The organism is Parasphingorhabdus sp. DH2-15 (genome assembly GCF_051668705.1).
Classification (GTDB): Bacteria; Pseudomonadota; Alphaproteobacteria; order Sphingomonadales; family Sphingomonadaceae; genus Alterisphingorhabdus.
Window position 1 is genome coordinate 1,236,760 of record NZ_CP196351.1, and the last position, 16,993, is coordinate 1,253,752.

Here is a 16,993-nt window from a genome sequence, read left to right on the forward strand (position 1 = left end):
AAAATTTATTACGAGATAGTGATATTTTTCAATTGCTTGCTATGTTTGAGGCGTGGATAATCCATGGCAAGACTTGCCAGATACGTCGCATCGCGATAGTGGCAGTTACAAATCAACAAAACCAGAAGGAATTCCGATGAGTAAATCTGCTGATCGCGTGAAAAAAATTGTTGTCGAGCACCTTGGTGTAGAAGCCGACAAAGTCACCGAAGACGCTAGCTTTATTGATGATCTGGGCGCAGACAGCCTCGACATCGTTGAACTGGTCATGGCGTTTGAAGAAGAATTCGGCGTAGAAATCCCCGACGATGCGGCAGAGAAAATCGCAACCGTCAATGACGCTATTGAGTATATTGACAATCAAGCTGGTTGATCGCTCTTTCGGTCTGGCAAAATATATTGCCACCCATGATGATTGATAAAATATATCCAGGCCCTCCGCATCGATCTTGCATCGGGCGGGGGGCCTGTCCTATTTAAGCATAATGATTGACTATAGTCCGGTATGGCGCTGACATAAGTTTGCCGCCGGATTTAAAAGGAGAATATCAATGCGCCGTGTCGTCGTGACAGGTCTGGGTCTGGTTACACCTCTGGGTGGAGATGTCGAAACCACATGGACAAATTTGATTGCTGGAAAGTCCGGCGCCGGACCGATTACTCGTTTTGATGCTTCCGACCAGAAATGCAAGATTGCGTGCGAGGTCAAGCCGGCAGATGACCCTATGGGATTTGATGCAAATAAGCGGGTGGATAGCAAAGTCCAGCGGCAGGTTGATCCGTTCATCGTTTACGGTATTGATGCATCAGGGCAGGCATTGGAAGATGCCGGACTGACAGATATGTCAGAAGCCGAAAAACGCCGGACTGGCTGTTCTATCGGTTCGGGTATCGGCGGATTGCCGGGTATTGAAAAAGAATCCATTGTCCTGCACGAACGCGGCCCTGGAAGGGTTTCTCCGCATTTTGTTCATGGCCGTTTAATCAATCTGATTACCGGTCAGGTTCAGATTAAATACGGATTTATGGGCCCCAACCACGCAGTTGTAACGGCCTGTTCCAGTGGTGCGCATGCAATTGGCGATGCGGCCCGCATGATTGCGTTGGACGATGCGGACATCATGGTTGCAGGCGGTGCGGAAAGCACTGTGAACCCATTGGGTATTGCCGGTTTTGCACAGGCGCGCGCACTTAACACCAGCTATAATGATAGGCCTGAACAGGCCAGCCGCCCCTATGATAAAGACCGTGAAGGGTTTGTTCTGGGTGAAGGCTCGGGCATTGTTGTTTTGGAAGAATATGAACGAGCAGTAGCACGCGGTGCAAAAATTTATGGCGAGATTGTCGGCTATGGCATGTCTGGCGATGCGTATCATGTGACCGCGCCGCACCCTGATGGCTTGGGTGCGCAGCTGGCTATGGAAATGGCTTTGAAAAAGGCTGGCCTTGGCTCTGGTGATATTGATTATGTCAACGCCCATGGCACATCGACCATGGCTGACACCATCGAACTGGCGGCGGTCAAACGGGTGTTGGGCGATGATCTGGGTGGTGCCTCAATGAGCAGCACAAAATCTGCCATTGGTCACTTGCTGGGCGGAGCTGGAGCAGTGGAAGCGATTTTCTGTTTGCTGGCAATGCGCGACCAAATTGTTCCGCCGACACTCAACCTTGATAACCCTGATGAGGGGACGGAGGGCGTTGATCTGGTGCCGCATAAGGCCAAGAAGCGGGAAGTTAAGGCTGTCCTTAATAACAGTTTTGGCTTTGGTGGAACAAATGCAAGCCTAATTATGAAGGCTGTTTAATCATCATGATACGCCGGCTTGGAACACTTATTGTGGTTTTGGCCGTTATGGGTTGTGTGTTGATTGGTGGCAATTTTGTCTATGGTTGGAGTGCCAAAGGGCCATTGACCAAAGAGACTGAGTTTCTATTGCCGGAAGGCAGCAGTCTGTCGAGTGCCGCCGCAAGTTTGGAAGAGCTTGGCGCCATTTCCTCGTCAGCAAGTTTCCTCAACCGCGCCAAAATTCTGGGCAGCAATGAACCTATCAAAGCGGGGGAGTTTTCGCTGCCTGCAGGTGCAAGCAATTCCGAAATATTGTCTATTCTTCAAGGCAATGCATTTATCACGCGACTGATCACCATTCCCGAAGGCATGCCCAGCATATTGGTGCATGAGCGATTAATGGCAGAGCCGTTATTGACGGGCGATATCGCTGTTCCTGCTGAGGGTTCAATATTGCCTGAAAGCTATGCTTTTGAACGTGGAGAAACGCGCGTAGCGGTAGTTAAACGTATGCAAGACGCAATGCGCAACGCCATTGATACAGCATGGAAAAGTCGCAAAAAGGACATTGCTGTTTCAAGTCCGCAAGAAGCCGTTATCCTGGCCTCCATTGTTGAGAAAGAGACAGGTATAGCATCAGAGCGGCGCAAGGTTGCTGGACTATATTCGAACCGCTTGAAGCGCGGCATGTTATTGCAGGCCGATCCAACGGTCATCTATCCGGTGAGCAAGGGCAAACCTTTGGGTCGCCGAATTTTGCGCTCTGAGCTTAATGCCATCAATGATTATAACACGTATACGACTGTGGGATTACCTAAAGGACCGATAACCAATCCTGGTCGCGCGTCGATAGAGGCTGTGTTAAACCCTGAAAAGACGAATGCGCTGTTCATGGTTGCTGATGGTACGGGTGGCCATGTTTTTGCTGATACCAATGCTGAGCATGAGAACAATGTTGAACGCTGGTTTGCTCTGCGCCGTCAGCGCGGCGAAATTGAATAGTTTTCAGTATATTTTCCTGATGATAGCATCGAACGCAGCAATGTGATGACGTAAATATGGACAGGCGGCCGATCATATTGACAGCCAGAATGGGCGATCAGGAATTTGCCTATGCCAACCGTCTACGGCGCGCATATTATCCGCCCGAACGTAATCAGGTTGATGCACATATTACGCTCTTCAGGCATCTTCCCGGGCATTGTGAAGACAAAGTTGTTGCAGCCATGCGAGATGCCTGTCGCGAATTTCGTGCACCAATAGCCAAGCTCGCGGATATCATGAAAATGAGCGGCGGGGTTGCCCTGTTGATTGAGAGTGAGGAACTGCGCGCGATAAGAGCTTTTATTGCAGAGCGTTTCCATGGCCTGCTAACCCAACAGGATCAGGAACATCCACGGCTGCATATCACTATCCAGAACAAGGTGAAGACCGACACGGCCAAAGCCTGTTTCGCCGCATTATCTGCGCAATTTGAGGTACGCCCATGGCAGATAACCGGTCTGCAAAGCTATCGTTATGATGAGGGCAGGTGGGATGCACCCTATGCACAGAGTTTCCGCGGGAAGCATGGCCCTTTTGACTAAGCCATGAGACCGCCAGTTTAGGCCAGTCCAACCTCTTTAAACGGTATGTCGGGGTTTGCCAGTTGCTCTGCGTCCAATATATCTGCGTTTTCAATCAGTTTTTTGCCTTGAACATAGTCTTTGGTGCGGTTGATACAGTCCACAGCGATGACCTTTCCATCCAAGAGATATATGACGGAGAAGCTATTGCTTTCGGGGTCGCCACGGCAAATTTCTTCATCAAAGCCTAATGAAAAACCAATGGTTTGCAATTTTACATCATATTGGTTCGACCAAAACCATGGAACGACTTTATAAGGAATATCCTGACCACAAATATGGCCGGCTACAGTTTTGGCTTGATCATGCGCGTTCTGTACTGACTCTAAGCGAACATGCGCGCCATTGGCATATGGGTTAGCATGGGTTGCACAATCACCAATTGCATAAATGTCCGGCAGATTGGTCCGGCACATTGAATCTACATCCACACCATTGCCGCCCATTGCGCCCTCAGCAAGCAATGGACCGGTTTCAGGGATGATGCCTATGCCGAAGACTACCATGTCTGTTGGCAGTCCAGTGCCATCTTCTAATATGATGGATGTTGCATTACCTTCAGTATCAGTAACGAACTTCTCCGCCTTGGTGTTCAACCGAAAGGTAACGCCATGGGCTTCATGCAGTTTCTGAAAATAATCAGCAATATGTCGCCCTGAGACCCTGTTTAGTAAACGATCTTGTAGTTCTATCAGATTAACTGACTTGCCAATTTTTGCAGCAGCTGCCGCGACTTCTAATCCAATATAGCCGCCACCAATGATATTAATATTCTCTGCACTAGGTAGCGCTTTGCGAATCGCATCTGCATCGCGTTTCTGACGCAAAGTGAAGACATTTCGTGCATGACTACCCGGACAATCGAGCATGCGCGGTGCTCCGCCTGTCGCCCAAACCAGTTTTTTGTAAGCAAGCTGTCTATCGTTCGACAGTGTGATGATATTCCCCATGGAATCAACACGGCTGACGCGCGTGCCGCAGAGAATATTAATCTCTCGCTCTTCCCAAAATATATCTGGCCGCATCGCCATACGCTCAAAAGTCTTTTCTCCGGAAAGATATTCTTTGGATAAAGGCGGGCGTTCATAGGGATTATATGGCTCATCACCGATCATTGCTATGGACCCTTCAAAGCCCATTTGGCGCAGAGCAATCGCGGTTTGCGCGCCGCCATGTCCTGCACCGGCAATAATGATGTCGTAACTGTCCATCCGGCATTCACCCTTGTTGAGCTGTGTAATACAGCGTTCTTTCATGCTCTGACAAGGCAATTGTATGGAAAAAAGTTTATTTGATGAAGGCTTTGTGTTGACCATCGGCAATGGCGCAATTATAGGCCGCAACCTATCGAAACAGGAAAAGCGCTTTTAAGCGCCCTATCGATTGTGGCGGAGTAGCTCAGTTGGTTAGAGCAGTGGAATCATAATCCATTTGTCGGGGGTTCAAATCCCTCCTCCGCTACCAGCATTTTCAGCCAAAACCCGTATTGTCCGTTATCGCTTATATTTCTATGCGATAAATGACGCATTGTCCCAACAGGCCTATGGGTAGCTGTGATGTCGATTTATTATAACTCTACGTTATAAATGATCCAGAGCATTATTAAATATTACTCATAAAAACTGTAAGATAGGTTATCTACCAACAACCAAAATTTTACATCTCCAAAATATCTTTGCCACCAATTATTAATAGGTCTTAGCGATATCGGTTGCATGGATTTAGCTAACACTCCGATAGTACCTATAAAAGATGACCTTTTCTTGCTAGCAAGAAGGCTGCGTCGGCCAATTTGGGTTTATGATACTGATTGCAAATCTATTGCTTTCGCTAACCAATCCGCATGCGAATTATGGGATGCAGAGAACGAAGAGTCTCTTTGTGCGCGTGACCTTTCTTCCGGAATGTCTCTGACAGTAGCTGAACGGCTAAAGCAGTTTCAGAGCGACTTTATTGCACGCGATGCGGTTTTTACTGAAACTTGGACGCTCCATCCTAAAGGTCGGCCTGTAACAGTAGATGTTGTGTATTCTGGCTTTGTTATGCCGGACGGCCGAATGGCCATGATGTGCGAAGTCATTCGCGATGAGGCAAAAGCTCCAGAAACTGCTCGAACAGCCAATGCAATATTGCATACTGATGTTAAAATTGCGCTTTTCGGTAATGATGGCAGCATTCTCTATCATAACCCCGCTGCGCGCAGCGTTCTGCCCAGTGCCAACGCTACATCAGGCCAATTATTTGTTGAACCAAGCGATTTTCCTAGGCTGTTAAAGGAAATTTCCGTTGATGGAGAAAGCAGATTTGTCACCGAAATTTATACATCTTCTGGCCAGCAATGGTTCGACCTTAGAACCAAACAGTGTCTCGATCCGGTAAGCGGAGAGATAGCCTATCTTGTAACCGCTTATGATGTATCGGAATTGAAGGAGTCGACAGACAAAGCCCGTTATTTGGCGGCTCGTGATCAATTAACTGGGTGCTATAATCGGTCCATAGTTCAGGGAAATTGGGATGAAGTTGGGGCCGGTCGCCGCAAAGAAGACTATACGATTATCTATTTTGACGTGGATATGTTTAAACATATTAACGACACCTACGGCCATAGCGCTGGCGATGCCACTTTGTGCCTGATTGCGGAGCGTTTGCGTCGGCATGTCGGGGATGGGGACGTATTGGCGCGCTTAGGCGGCGATGAGTTTATCATCGTGCTGAATGGCTTGGTGGATGAAACTGAGCTGATCAACAAACTGGATGCTATTCAATGTGACCTTAAAAAGCCCTTCGAGCTGGAGGCAGCAACATTGAATATTGGTGTGAGCATTGGTGCGTGCACCAAGAACAGTGCTGATCAAGTTCCATGGCCGGAGGCGCTTCTGCAAGCGGACTTGGCCATGTATTGCGCCAAACGTAGTGAGACTGATGATTATGTCATTTACGATGAAACCATTGGTGCCGCTGCAAAAGAGCGCAACAGATTTGAAGTTGAAATCAAAAATGCCATAGCGAACCGTGAGTTTGAGATATTCTATCAGCCCAGACTCGACCTCGCATCAAATACTATAATCGCTGCAGAGGCTTTACTGCGCTGGCCGCACACTGAGCTTGGGGACATACCGCCGAGTAAATTCATACCTATCTGTGAAGAGATGGGTGTTATGAATCAAATCGGCTCGATCGTGTTTGACAAAGTCAGTGAACAACTGAGTATATGGCATAAGCAAGGTGTAAATCTTAGTGTTTCAATCAATGTCTCCCCCAAACAATTTCAGCATGAGGACTTTATAACTATTGCTGAACGCATTGAAGAAAATGCAGAATTTCCACTGTCTTTGCTTGAGCTTGAAATTACGGAAACCTCCCTTGTTGGTGATAGTGCTGACGTATCCCGGCGCATTCAAAGGATCAGGGAGTTAGGCTTTAAGTTGGCCATTGATGATTTTGGCACGGGTTATTCTAATCTTGCCTATATTTCACGCTTCCCCGTCGGTTGCATAAAGGCGGATCGCAGCTTTGTAGAACAATTGCCACATTCAGATCCCTTGCTGCGGTTGATTTTTGCACTCGCAAAACAAATTGGATCGACCATTGTTGCAGAAGGGGTGGAAACTCATGAACAATTGGCCTGGCTAAGGCAGAATGATTGTGATCAAGTTCAAGGCTTTTTGTTAAGCGAAGCTATCCCGGCTAAAGGCTTTATAAAAGTATGTAGAGAGGTCGAAATAAGAATGGCAAACAGGCTTTTAGTCAACCCGATGAAAAGCAATACACTTGATTTTACCTAACCGTCAATCAGCAGTCAGAGTGTTTAACTCTAATAATTCAACTGCAAGATAATTTCAATCTAATCAAATATTTTGTAACAAGTGATTAAAACTCTCATTATTTATTAACCTTAAACTTTTATGACTTTGTTTCTGGTAAGAGGAAGATAAATGTTGGGTCTATTATCGGCGGCCTCTGCTGACGATGCTATCTTTGTTGCGAGAGTTACTGAAGCATCGGGAATAGATGTGCTTTGGATGGTCATCGCCACATCATTAGTGATGTTTATGCAGGGCGGCTTTCTGTTGCTTGAGGCCGGCTCCGTTCGCTCTAAAAACACCATCAATGTTGCGCAAAAAAATGCTACAGACCTTATAGTTTCTGGTTGTATTTTCATGACATTGGGTGCCAAAATTATGTTTGGCGCTGGCTCTACTGGCTGGTTCGGTTTTGGCGGCTTTTCTTTCTCTGATACCAAATATCAGCCAATGCTGATTTATCAATTTGGTTTTTGCGCTGCTGCGGCAACCATCGTTTCTGGTGCAATCGCTGAGAGAATGCGTTTTCATGCCTATATTTTCTTAACCGCTATTATTGCTGCCATAGTTTACCCAGCTTTTGGACATTTGGTTTGGGGCAAGGCCCTGATCGATAATAATCCAGCATTCCTGGCTGATTTCGGCTTCCTAGACTTTGCTGGTGGATCGGTTGTTCATGTCATTGGCGGAGCTGCCGCATTGGGCGCATGTCTAGCTGTTGGGCCCAGAATTGGTAGGTTCGATGAGAATGGCAAAGTGGTGTCCATGCCTGGGCACTCTAGTGTGTTGTCATTATTTGGCGTGGTTCTGCTCGGTATTGCTTGGGTTGGCTTTAACGCTGGCACAGCGTCACCCTCTACATCAGCTTTTACACAGATTGTCGTGAACACGGTTGTTGCAATGTGCTTTGGCGGTCTGGCGGGCCTTGTTTATGATATGCTTCGCGGCAGTAAGAGCACACACCCCAAAACGACCAGCACGGGTATATTGGGTGGTTTGGTTGGTATCACAGCGGGCTGCGCATATGTCGACTTTCAGGGTGCAATGGTCATCGGATTTGCATCGGGCATGGTTGCGACAATTGGTGCAAAATGTCTTTTGCACAGTTTCAAAATTGATGACCCAGTTGATGCTATCGCGACACATTTGATTGGCGGTGCAACCGGTACATTGATGATACCCTTATTTGTTTCCGCTGAGTTCTTAACCATGAGCCGCCTCGATCTTTTGATCACGCAAGCGACCGGGGTAGGTCTTGCATTGCTCTGGGGCTGTGGAGCGGCTTTTACAGCTTTAAAAGTGTTTTCTCTCTTCGGGGCTATTCGCGTCAGCCCAGAGGAAGAGGAGATTGGTCTCAATCTGGTCGAGCATAATGAGAATATTGATCTGGAGCCCCTAAAACGCATTATTGCAGAGCAGCAATCACCATTGGTTGAGCTCATGGTCGACAAGACTGTAGAAGCGCGCGAAGAATTGGAAGAAGGCAAGCGGCGTTTCACAGATTATGAAAAAGTTGATACTGACTGGCTTTGGGAAGCTGACACTGATTTCAAATTCACCTATGTTTCTGATCGTTTTTTAGCGGGATTTGGCGGCACGGCAGATGAGTTACTGGGAACCAATTACCTCGATCTGCTGGAGCCTTTTGATCGACCGGTAGAATCGTTAAAGCGGCATATTGATCTGCTTTCTGATTTTGCCGATGAAATTTTTGCGTGCACAGACAAATCGGGCCAGCGCCGAATCTTTTCTATTGCAGGTATTGCGCAGTTTGATGCGCGCGGAGAGTTTACCGGTTATCGTGGTCGTTCGTTAGAAATCACCGATAAGGTCCAGGCACAGGACGAAATTCAGTATCTAGCCTTTCACGACCATCTTACCGGCCTTGCCAATCGTAAACTGTTTGAGACCCAAGTTGCCGAGCTGCAAAAACATGTCGACGAGCATCACCAAAAACTCGCGGTCATTGCGCTTGATCTTGATGGCTTTAAGCCAGTGAATGACAATTTCGGACATCATGTGGGCGATGAGCTTCTACGTGCTGTTGCTGAAAGGCTGCAATCGATTTCTGGGCCCGATGCCATTGTCTCCAGATTTGGCGGTGATGAGTTTGTGATTGCGGCGATTTTGCCAGAAAATGGAACGGCATTGTTGGCAGATGTTGCCAATTGGCTTATTTCTGAAGTGCGCCGGCCGTATCGTATTGAAGGTCTTGAAATTAATATCAGCTCGTCTTTGGGGAGCGCAGTGTTTCCTGATGATGCAAAAGAGATTGCTGAATTGGTTCAGCTCTCTGACATTGCGCTTTATGAAGCAAAGGGCAAATCCAAAGGCACCTGGATGCGCTTTTCGAGCAAAATGAAGGCCAAATTGCACCGCCGAAAACGGTTGGAAGATGACATTCGCACTGCGCTGAAAGATGGTGGTGTCTACGCTGTGTATCAACCGCAAATTGATCTACATACGCAAAAACTAACAGGTTTTGAGGCCCTTGCGCGTTGGGCGCATCCCGAATTTGGGGATATGGCACCAAGCGAATTTGTTAGAATTGCTGAAGAGACCGGGGTCATAGATGAATTGGGGCAGCTTATGCTTAGGGAAGCGTGCAAAACTGCAGTAACATGGCCCCAGATTAACGGGCAAGATTTGATGATATCCGTTAATGTGTCTCCGTATCAGTTTTATAATGAAGATATTTTCAGCACGGTGAAAAGCGCTATCGAGCAATCGGGATTAGATGCACGCCGCCTGGAAATTGAGATTACTGAAGGAACATTGGTTAGAGAGAGTGATCAGGCCATTAAGATTCTTCGGTCGCTTCGGGAAATAGGTGTGCGTATTGCAGTCGATGACTTTGGCACTGGCTATTCGTCACTCAGCTATCTTCAACGTTTCCCTCTTGACCGCCTCAAAATTGATCGCGCATTTGTCCGTGAGTTAGAGGATAATGTTGGGGATCAGAGGATTACGCATGCGATTATTGATCTGGGGCGTAATCTGGGACTCAATGTTATTGCCGAAGGTGTTGAGACTACTGGGCAGCTTGATACTTTGTCAAAAATGTCTTGTCACGAAGCGCAAGGCTTTCTCATCTCGCGGCCAGTAGGTGCTGTTCAGACACTCACTATCATTGCTGAACATGCAATGGGTGGCGGAGCTATCGTTACAGACCAAGAGAGCCATGACGAAAATGATCCTATTGTGGAGAACGAAGGGACGGCCAATCCGGACTTTGTGAATCTTAAGAGAAGTGGTCTTGCTCAATAGAAAGACAAACACGCAACCAATGCCATTCAGAAATCCTCAGTTGGTGTGCCAATAGCTACCACATTTTCTCCAGCACGCACAGTCGGTCCCAATAGGCAATAAAGCGCTGGGCGCGGGCTTTCTAGAATTTCAGCGAACCCAACTTCGAGAATAGGACATATTTCACCAAATTCGTAACCTGCATTTTTCTTTTGACCAGAAACATGTTTGGCAAATTGATATAATTGGAAAAACTTCACACGGAGATACATTTTACAACCCACAAAAATTGCTTTGATGAGAAACTGACGCCGAAAGATCAAGTGCTGCGCTTAGGCCAAGAGCGTGGCTGTCCTACGGTAATTCTGAGTCCCGTGCAGTTATCAGCGTTTTTAAGACACTGCTTGCAGCTTTTACCTTATATTTTCTTTTATGCGCTAAGCGTAACGATACTGCTTAGAGGATCAATTGATAGGTTTGAAAAATTGGCCAATGGCAGGAGTTTTGGAACAGGGGCGATATGTCAGTATCAAAAGCGATATCGCTATTTTTGACAGTGTGTGCTCTGTTCACTTTTGGCTCTTCTGCATCTGCAAAAGATGAATGGACCGATGAGGCTTTGGCTCTTGCGAACGATATTCAAGATAGCGTTTTCATTGTCGGCGAAGCTGATTGGGATAAATATGAGCAAGAGTTGGAATCTTTAGCGCCAGAGGTGCGAATTTATCGCTCTCAAGAACTTGCCTTTTCTTACCTTCAAGCATTTTTGTTTCCGCGCTATTACAGCCTAAAAGCGCAATATGATCCACTATTAAAATCGCAAGGTTCGCATGATCAGAAGGCGCGGCAAGAAATACTCGATACTTTTAGTGTCATAGGCCAAAGCAATGATTATACAGCAGTGGCGAAGAATATACGGACATTTATTCAAGGCAAAGATTTGAACCCAGAGACTATTATCTGGGGGCATGTAACGGCAGCTTTAGCAGAAATAAATTATGGTTCTGCTCCGCTTGCACTGCGTGATTTGCAAGCGGCCCAATTGTTAACATCAAAGACTGCTCTGTCCCAATATATGCAACGTGAGATATACGGCGTATCGGCCTATGTCCTTATGGAGGCCGGTGACTTTCAAGGTGCAATATTAAACTACAAAAAGCGCTATGATATTTCTATGCCGAGAGGTTTCCCTGTTGATAGCGCATCGTCCATCTCCAACATGGCAAATATGCTAGAAGATGCCAGCTATTATAAAAAAGCCAGTAAGTTAAATAGTATTCTTATGTCACGATTGCATGACGGAGTTTTCCCGATGCATAGGCTTTTCGTTACAATGGGGTGTGGCAATCTTCACAGCAAATTGGGAAATTTTGATACTGCTTTGGCATGTTTTGAAAAGGCGGAAATGTATTTTGATGCCAATTCGCAAAATTGGATGCTGTGGAAAGTTTCTGTAGTCAACACTCTGGCCAGAGCTCAACGTTTTGATGAGGCGCGCACCGCGATATTGGAATTGCAAAGCGACCCAAGGTTTCAGGAATCTGCTGAGGCGCAAGACAAAATTGTTCTCGCACAAGCTATTTTGGACATAAATAAAGGCAACACATCAAAGGCAATTAAAGAGCTGGTCAACTTTTTCGATAAACAACAGATTAAGTCACTCGATGAGCGACGAGAAATGTCAAGGGAGTATCAAGCGCTTATTAATAGCGAGACGCAAAATTTGAAGCAAAATGCCAAGTTGAAGGATGACCTTCTCATGCGTCAAACATTGCTCACAGGGATGGCTGTCTGTGTATGTTTGGCGCTAGGAATATTTCTGTCTGTGCTCTCGCGGCGCCGTAAAAAAGAGCGGATCTTGTCAATCACTGACCCGCTGACGGGATTGAATAATCGGCGTGGATTTGATGAAGAATTATGTTCCCTTCACTTATCTGCTGCGAAGCATAATACAAAAATCGCGATCGGTTTGGTTGATTTGGATCGGTTTAAAGCTGTAAATGATATTTATGGCCATGCCGTCGGTGATGCAGTCTTGGTCCTTGCAGCCAAGCGTTTGCGGCAATGCTTGGGTTCTCAAGCATTACTAGGGCGTTTGGGTGGTGATGAATTTGCATTTGTCATGACTGATGTAACATCGCTTAATGATCTTCGCACTACCGGGCAAAATATTTGTGAAGCACTGGCGCAGGAAGAGCGTTTTGGCGAAACTGTTATTAGCCCTTATGCCTCGGTGGGCATTGCCGTTTGTGATGCTTCAGAAATAACTGTGGCAGACCTGTATGACCGCGCAGATTTCGCTCTTTATTCTAATAAGAAAAATAACAACGAAGTACTGAATATCTTTGATGATGCGCATAGTGCGGAGTTTCTTAGACGCAAGGCACTGGAATCGGCACTGGCCAATGCAAAACCGGATGAGTTTGACATCAATTACCAACCTATTGTTGAAATACAAACTGGAAAAACGCTAGGATTTGAGGCGCTTGCTCGTTGGAACAGCCCGACCATTGGGGAAGTAAGTCCCGGGGAATTTATTGCTTTGGCAGAACGTATGGCGCGCATCACTCCGCTAACGCGCCATTTTTTGGTGAATGCTCTGGAAACAGCAAAAACATGGCCAGATCATCTGAATCTGTCCTTCAATCTTTCCAGTCACGATCTTGCGACATTGGATTTAACTGCTGAACTCAAAGCAATCGTCTTGGACTCTGGCTTCCCTCCAGAGCGCATTGTTATGGAAGTAACCGAAACGGCAATGGTGACAGACACCAGCCTAGTACGAGATGCCTTGCAACTTTTGATTGAGACTGGCGTGCGCATCGCGCTTGATGATTTTGGAACAGGCTATTCTTCATTGCTGCATTTGCATGAGTTCACTTTTGACCGGATTAAAGTGGACCGCAGTTTGACCAAGGATCTGGATTTAAGCGCTAAGAAACGCAGTATTGTAAGCCTGCTTATCAACCTTTCGAAAAACCTTGGTGTTGATTGCGTTGTGGAAGGGGTGGAGAATGAAAGGCAAGTAGCGCTTTTGCGGGCTATGCAAGCAGATTTGGCGCAAGGCTTCCTCTTCGGGGAACCTCTTAGCAAAGAAGAGGTTTATAAGCGTATCGCAGATGAGCATAAGGCTCTTCAGGCCGATAAGCTCGCTATCAACGCGCGATAAACTGGGGTTGCAGATTATTCGCTGCGCAATGCCTCAATAGGCGAAAGGCGCGATGCACGTACCGCGGGGTACCCGCCAAAAACAAGCCCAATACATGCTGAAAAGATAATCGCGCCTAGCGCAACACTAAGCCCAATCGGCACCAGAAACCCTGCATATGTGGTCATCGCATAACCAACTGCCCAAGCAAGCAACAATCCCACAGCACCGCCTATGATGCAGAGCACTGCAGCTTCGACCAAAAATTGGTTGCGGATATCGCTGCGTTTGGCCCCTAATGCCATTCTGAGACCTATTTCGCGCGTGCGCTCGGTAACACTGACAAGCATGATATTCATAATGCCTATACCGCCCACCAAGAGCGATATTGAAGCGATGGCGACCAACACAATCTGAAAGATTGCAGTTATTTCACCGGTTTGCTCCAGAAATTCCTCTGTCGTGCGAACCGTGAAGGGGTTGGTGCCTTTCTCCTCAACATTATAGCGTTCGCTCAATAGCTGGGTGATAGAGATTTTGCTTTCAACCAGACTGGAGGCATCTTCAAAACCGACAAAGAGCAGGTTAAGATCATCTGGCCCCGATAATGTGTCACCATTGAAGCGCTGACGCATAGTAGAGATCGGCATAATTGCGGTGTCATCATTGTCGCTGCCGAAGTTAGATCCCTTGGACTCAAGCAGTCCAATTATTGTGAAAGGGATGCGGTTTATCCTTACCGTTTGCCCTACTGGATCAAAGTTACCGAAAAGAGCTTCAGCAACAGTGCTGCCAATAACAACAACGCGCGCGGCGGAACGTTCATCAGCTTCATCGATGAACCGTCCAGTTTGCACTGCGCTGTTCGTAACCGGAGCGAAATCGGCTGTTGAACCCACAGCATTAGTGGTTGTGTTATTGCCGGCCGCCACAATCTGTATGGTGGACCGCAATTGGGGAGCCAGATATAATACGCCCGGTATTTGTTTTTTGATCGCCCTTGCATCACGCATGGTAAGGCGTCCTCGGTCAAAGGTACGCCTTCCACCTCCAACATCGGGTTCGGGCACGATGATAGCCATATTTGAACCCAAAGCATTGACCGATTGGATGACAGATGATTGTGCACCGGCTCCAACAGCGACGGCCAGTGTAACGGCAAAGACCCCGATCATAACGCCTAGCATAGTTAAGATGGAACGCATCAAATTGGTCCGCAATGCGGTCATCGCAATGGAAACATTAACCAGCCAGCCGCCAAGGGATTGTATCATTTTTCCCGGCGTCATAGCGTATCTTTCCGGGTTTTTGCTATTAGGCGGTTCGTGACCATCCGGTCTTCTATCACCTTGCCATCGCGAAACTCTATGCGGCGTTTGGCATGATCGGCAACTTCACTTTCATGCGTTACAACAATGATAGTTATGCCTTGTGCATTTAGCTCTTGGAAGATGGCCATAATGTCATCAGATGTTTTGCTGTCCAACGCACCTGTCGGTTCATCAGCAAGCAGAATAAGCGGTTCCGTTACCAGCGCCCGGGCAATAGCTACTCTTTGTTGTTGCCCGCCGGAGAGCTTAGCCGGTGTGTGGTCAAGGCGATCACCCAAGCCCATGGCAGCCAATTTCTCAGCCGACTTCTCTTGTCGCGTAGCGGAGGACTGACCTGCATAAATAAGAGGAACGGCAACATTATCTAATGCGGAGGTTCGTGCCAAGAGATTGAATTGCTGAAACACGAAGCCAATTTTTTCATTACGTAACTTGGCCAAGGCATCGCTATCTCTGTCCGATGTCGGAATGGCATCGATCAAAACTTCTCCGCTGCTGGGTGTATCTAGGCAACCGATCATATTCATAAAAGTTGATTTACCCGAACCGCTAGTGCCCATAATGGCAACATATTCACCGCGTTCTATTGATAGAGATACACCGTTCACGGCGTTTATTGTCTCGCTTCCCAGAACATAGGTTTTGACCAGATTGCGCGTCTCTACCAACTTTTGAGTCATGGGTTTTTCCCCGACCGCGTCATTGTTCTGTGTCACCGCGAGTGATGAGATTGCGAACACGCAATAATATGGTGTCATTAACGCTCAAACCGTCTTTTACTTCGGCAAAATCCTCGCCGACCAGACCTAAGGTGATTTCACGCTCTACCGGCTTAAATGGATCATCGCTTTCCATCCATATTTTCGCTGTTTTGCTCTTTCTTTGGGCTGTTGCCTCCTCGCCATCTGCGTCTTGAGGGCGATCTTCTTCGCGCGGTTGAAAGCGTGTGGCGCTGCTGGGGATGCGCAATATATCGGTTCTGCGGGCAGTCTCAATCTCAACATTGGCCGTCATGCCCGTAAGCAGTTTGCCCTCTGCATTATCAACATCCAATATCACCAAATAGCTGACTGCATTTTGCTCTTCGGTTGCCGATTTACGGATTTGCTGAACAATGGCTTTGAAAATCTCGTCTGGATAGCTGTCCACAGTAAAACGTACTGTTTGGCCTTGCTTGACCTGTCCAATATCAGCTTCATCGACCGATGCTTCGACTTGCATACGGCTTGTATCAGAGGCAATTTCAAATAGGTTAGGGGTCTGAAAATTTGCAGCGACGGTTGTTCCGGGTTCTACCAATTTATTGATAACCACGCCGCTTGACGGTGCAATGATCTTAGTGCGTTTTAGGTCAAGTTCCGCAGATGCCAATTGCGCCGAGCTTTGTGCGATTTGTGCCCGTGCACTTTGTGCCTGCGCCCGAGCGGTACTGAGCGATGCTTTGGCGGTGACGAGATTATTCTGTGCTTGATCTAGGCCAGCGCCCGAAACAAAGCCTTTTTCTTCCAGTTCTTTGCGTCGTGCAAATTCGCGGGTTTGCACTTGTACATCGGTTATAGCGCGGCGGATAGCCGCATCAGCTTGGGCCAAAGTGGCGCGTGCAAGGTCAACCTGCGCTCTGGCTTGCGTGACTTGTGCGCGGGGCCTGGTGTCATCAATTTCAGCAAGTAGTTGCCCGGCCGTTACCGACGAATTGAAATCGACATAGACAGCCGTGACTTGCCCGGAGATTTCTGAGCCGACATTGATGGTATTAAGGGCACGTAATTTGCCACTGGCGGAGACTGTCTTGACCACGTCCCCGCGTGTGACTTTAGCTGTAATATATTCATAATCAGGTTTTGAGGGAACGAGTGTCGAATAGCCAATCAAAATAGCGATTAAGGCAATGACAACGGAAATGATGGGGTGTTTGCGAATCCAAGCCCATATTCTCTGCAACATTTTTGCCTCCCCAGTTTTCAATTCTGACTGATGTATTAGAGTAAGCACTGTAAATTGCGAACGGCATTCATAGGAAATAATCGTTACTTGGTCTTAAATTTGGGGTA

At 47.2% G+C, this 16,993-nt stretch carries 12 protein-coding genes and 1 tRNA gene; 8 read left to right on the forward strand and 5 right to left on the reverse strand.

Translation table 11 applies throughout. The annotated features are described in order from the left end of the window. Window positions 1-136: 136 nt before the first annotated feature. The 4 genes from ACR9YC_RS05780 to ACR9YC_RS05795 all read left to right on the forward strand — a co-directional run bounded on the left by ACR9YC_RS05780 (window position 137) and on the right by ACR9YC_RS05795 (window position 3,375). Complete coding sequence (locus ACR9YC_RS05780; RefSeq protein WP_438731092.1) at window positions 137-373, forward strand: acyl carrier protein; 237 nt, start codon at window positions 137-139, stop codon at window positions 371-373. A gap of 178 nt (window positions 374-551) precedes the next feature. Continuing rightward, complete coding sequence (gene fabF / locus ACR9YC_RS05785) at window positions 552-1,808, forward strand: beta-ketoacyl-ACP synthase II (RefSeq protein WP_438731095.1); 1,257 nt, start codon at window positions 552-554, stop codon at window positions 1,806-1,808. An 8-nt stretch (window positions 1,809-1,816) separates the two neighbouring features. Continuing rightward, entirely contained in the window at window positions 1,817-2,791 is a 975-nt protein-coding gene (gene mltG, locus ACR9YC_RS05790; protein ID WP_438731626.1) for an endolytic transglycosylase MltG, read from the forward strand. A 56-nt stretch (window positions 2,792-2,847) separates the two neighbouring features. Further along, the gene (locus ACR9YC_RS05795; RefSeq protein WP_438731098.1) at window positions 2,848-3,375 is read left to right on the forward strand and encodes a 2'-5' RNA ligase family protein; all 528 of its coding nucleotides are present in this window, start codon (window positions 2,848-2,850) and stop codon (window positions 3,373-3,375) included. A 17-nt stretch (window positions 3,376-3,392) separates the two neighbouring features. Here the strand turns inward: ACR9YC_RS05795 and ACR9YC_RS05800 are convergent, their stop codons facing one another. Further along, window positions 3,393-4,625, reverse strand: coding sequence for an NAD(P)/FAD-dependent oxidoreductase (locus ACR9YC_RS05800; RefSeq protein ID WP_438731629.1), 1,233 nt, complete (start codon window positions 4,623-4,625; stop codon window positions 3,393-3,395). Window positions 4,626-4,801: 176 nt separating this feature from the next. Between ACR9YC_RS05800 and ACR9YC_RS05805 the strand changes: the two genes are divergently transcribed. The 3 genes from ACR9YC_RS05805 to ACR9YC_RS05815 all read left to right on the forward strand — a co-directional run bounded on the left by ACR9YC_RS05805 (window position 4,802) and on the right by ACR9YC_RS05815 (window position 10,484). Continuing rightward, window positions 4,802-4,878, forward strand: a tRNA-Met gene (locus tag ACR9YC_RS05805). Window positions 4,879-5,129: 251 nt separating this feature from the next. Next, complete coding sequence (locus ACR9YC_RS05810) at window positions 5,130-7,199, forward strand: putative bifunctional diguanylate cyclase/phosphodiesterase (protein WP_438731101.1); 2,070 nt, start codon at window positions 5,130-5,132, stop codon at window positions 7,197-7,199. Between the two features lie 150 nt (window positions 7,200-7,349). Then, on the forward strand, window positions 7,350-10,484 hold the full coding sequence (locus tag ACR9YC_RS05815; RefSeq protein ID WP_438731104.1) for an EAL domain-containing protein: 3,135 nt from the start codon (window positions 7,350-7,352) through the stop codon (window positions 10,482-10,484). Between the two features lie 26 nt (window positions 10,485-10,510). Here ACR9YC_RS05815 and ACR9YC_RS05820 read toward each other — a convergent pair whose 3' ends face one another. Then, entirely contained in the window at window positions 10,511-10,786 is a 276-nt protein-coding gene (locus ACR9YC_RS05820) for a hypothetical protein (protein ID WP_438731107.1), read from the reverse strand. A gap of 197 nt (window positions 10,787-10,983) precedes the next feature. Between ACR9YC_RS05820 and ACR9YC_RS05825 the strand changes: the two genes are divergently transcribed. Then, entirely contained in the window at window positions 10,984-13,632 is a 2,649-nt protein-coding gene (locus ACR9YC_RS05825; protein ID WP_438731109.1) for an EAL domain-containing protein, read from the forward strand. Between the two features lie 14 nt (window positions 13,633-13,646). On the opposite strand, the gene ACR9YC_RS05830 is transcribed toward ACR9YC_RS05825, so the two are convergent. From ACR9YC_RS05830 to ACR9YC_RS05840, 3 genes are read right to left on the reverse strand one after another with little or no spacing between them, the layout of a single operon-like run. Continuing rightward, the gene (locus tag ACR9YC_RS05830; RefSeq protein ID WP_438731112.1) at window positions 13,647-14,885 is read right to left on the reverse strand and encodes an ABC transporter permease; all 1,239 of its coding nucleotides are present in this window, start codon (window positions 14,883-14,885) and stop codon (window positions 13,647-13,649) included. Between the two features lie 11 nt (window positions 14,886-14,896). After that, complete coding sequence (locus tag ACR9YC_RS05835) at window positions 14,897-15,622, reverse strand: ABC transporter ATP-binding protein (RefSeq protein WP_438731115.1); 726 nt, start codon at window positions 15,620-15,622, stop codon at window positions 14,897-14,899. 19 nt (window positions 15,623-15,641) lie between these two features. Next, the gene (locus ACR9YC_RS05840; RefSeq protein ID WP_438731118.1) at window positions 15,642-16,886 is read right to left on the reverse strand and encodes an efflux RND transporter periplasmic adaptor subunit; all 1,245 of its coding nucleotides are present in this window, start codon (window positions 16,884-16,886) and stop codon (window positions 15,642-15,644) included. Window positions 16,887-16,993: the final 107 nt, after the last annotated feature.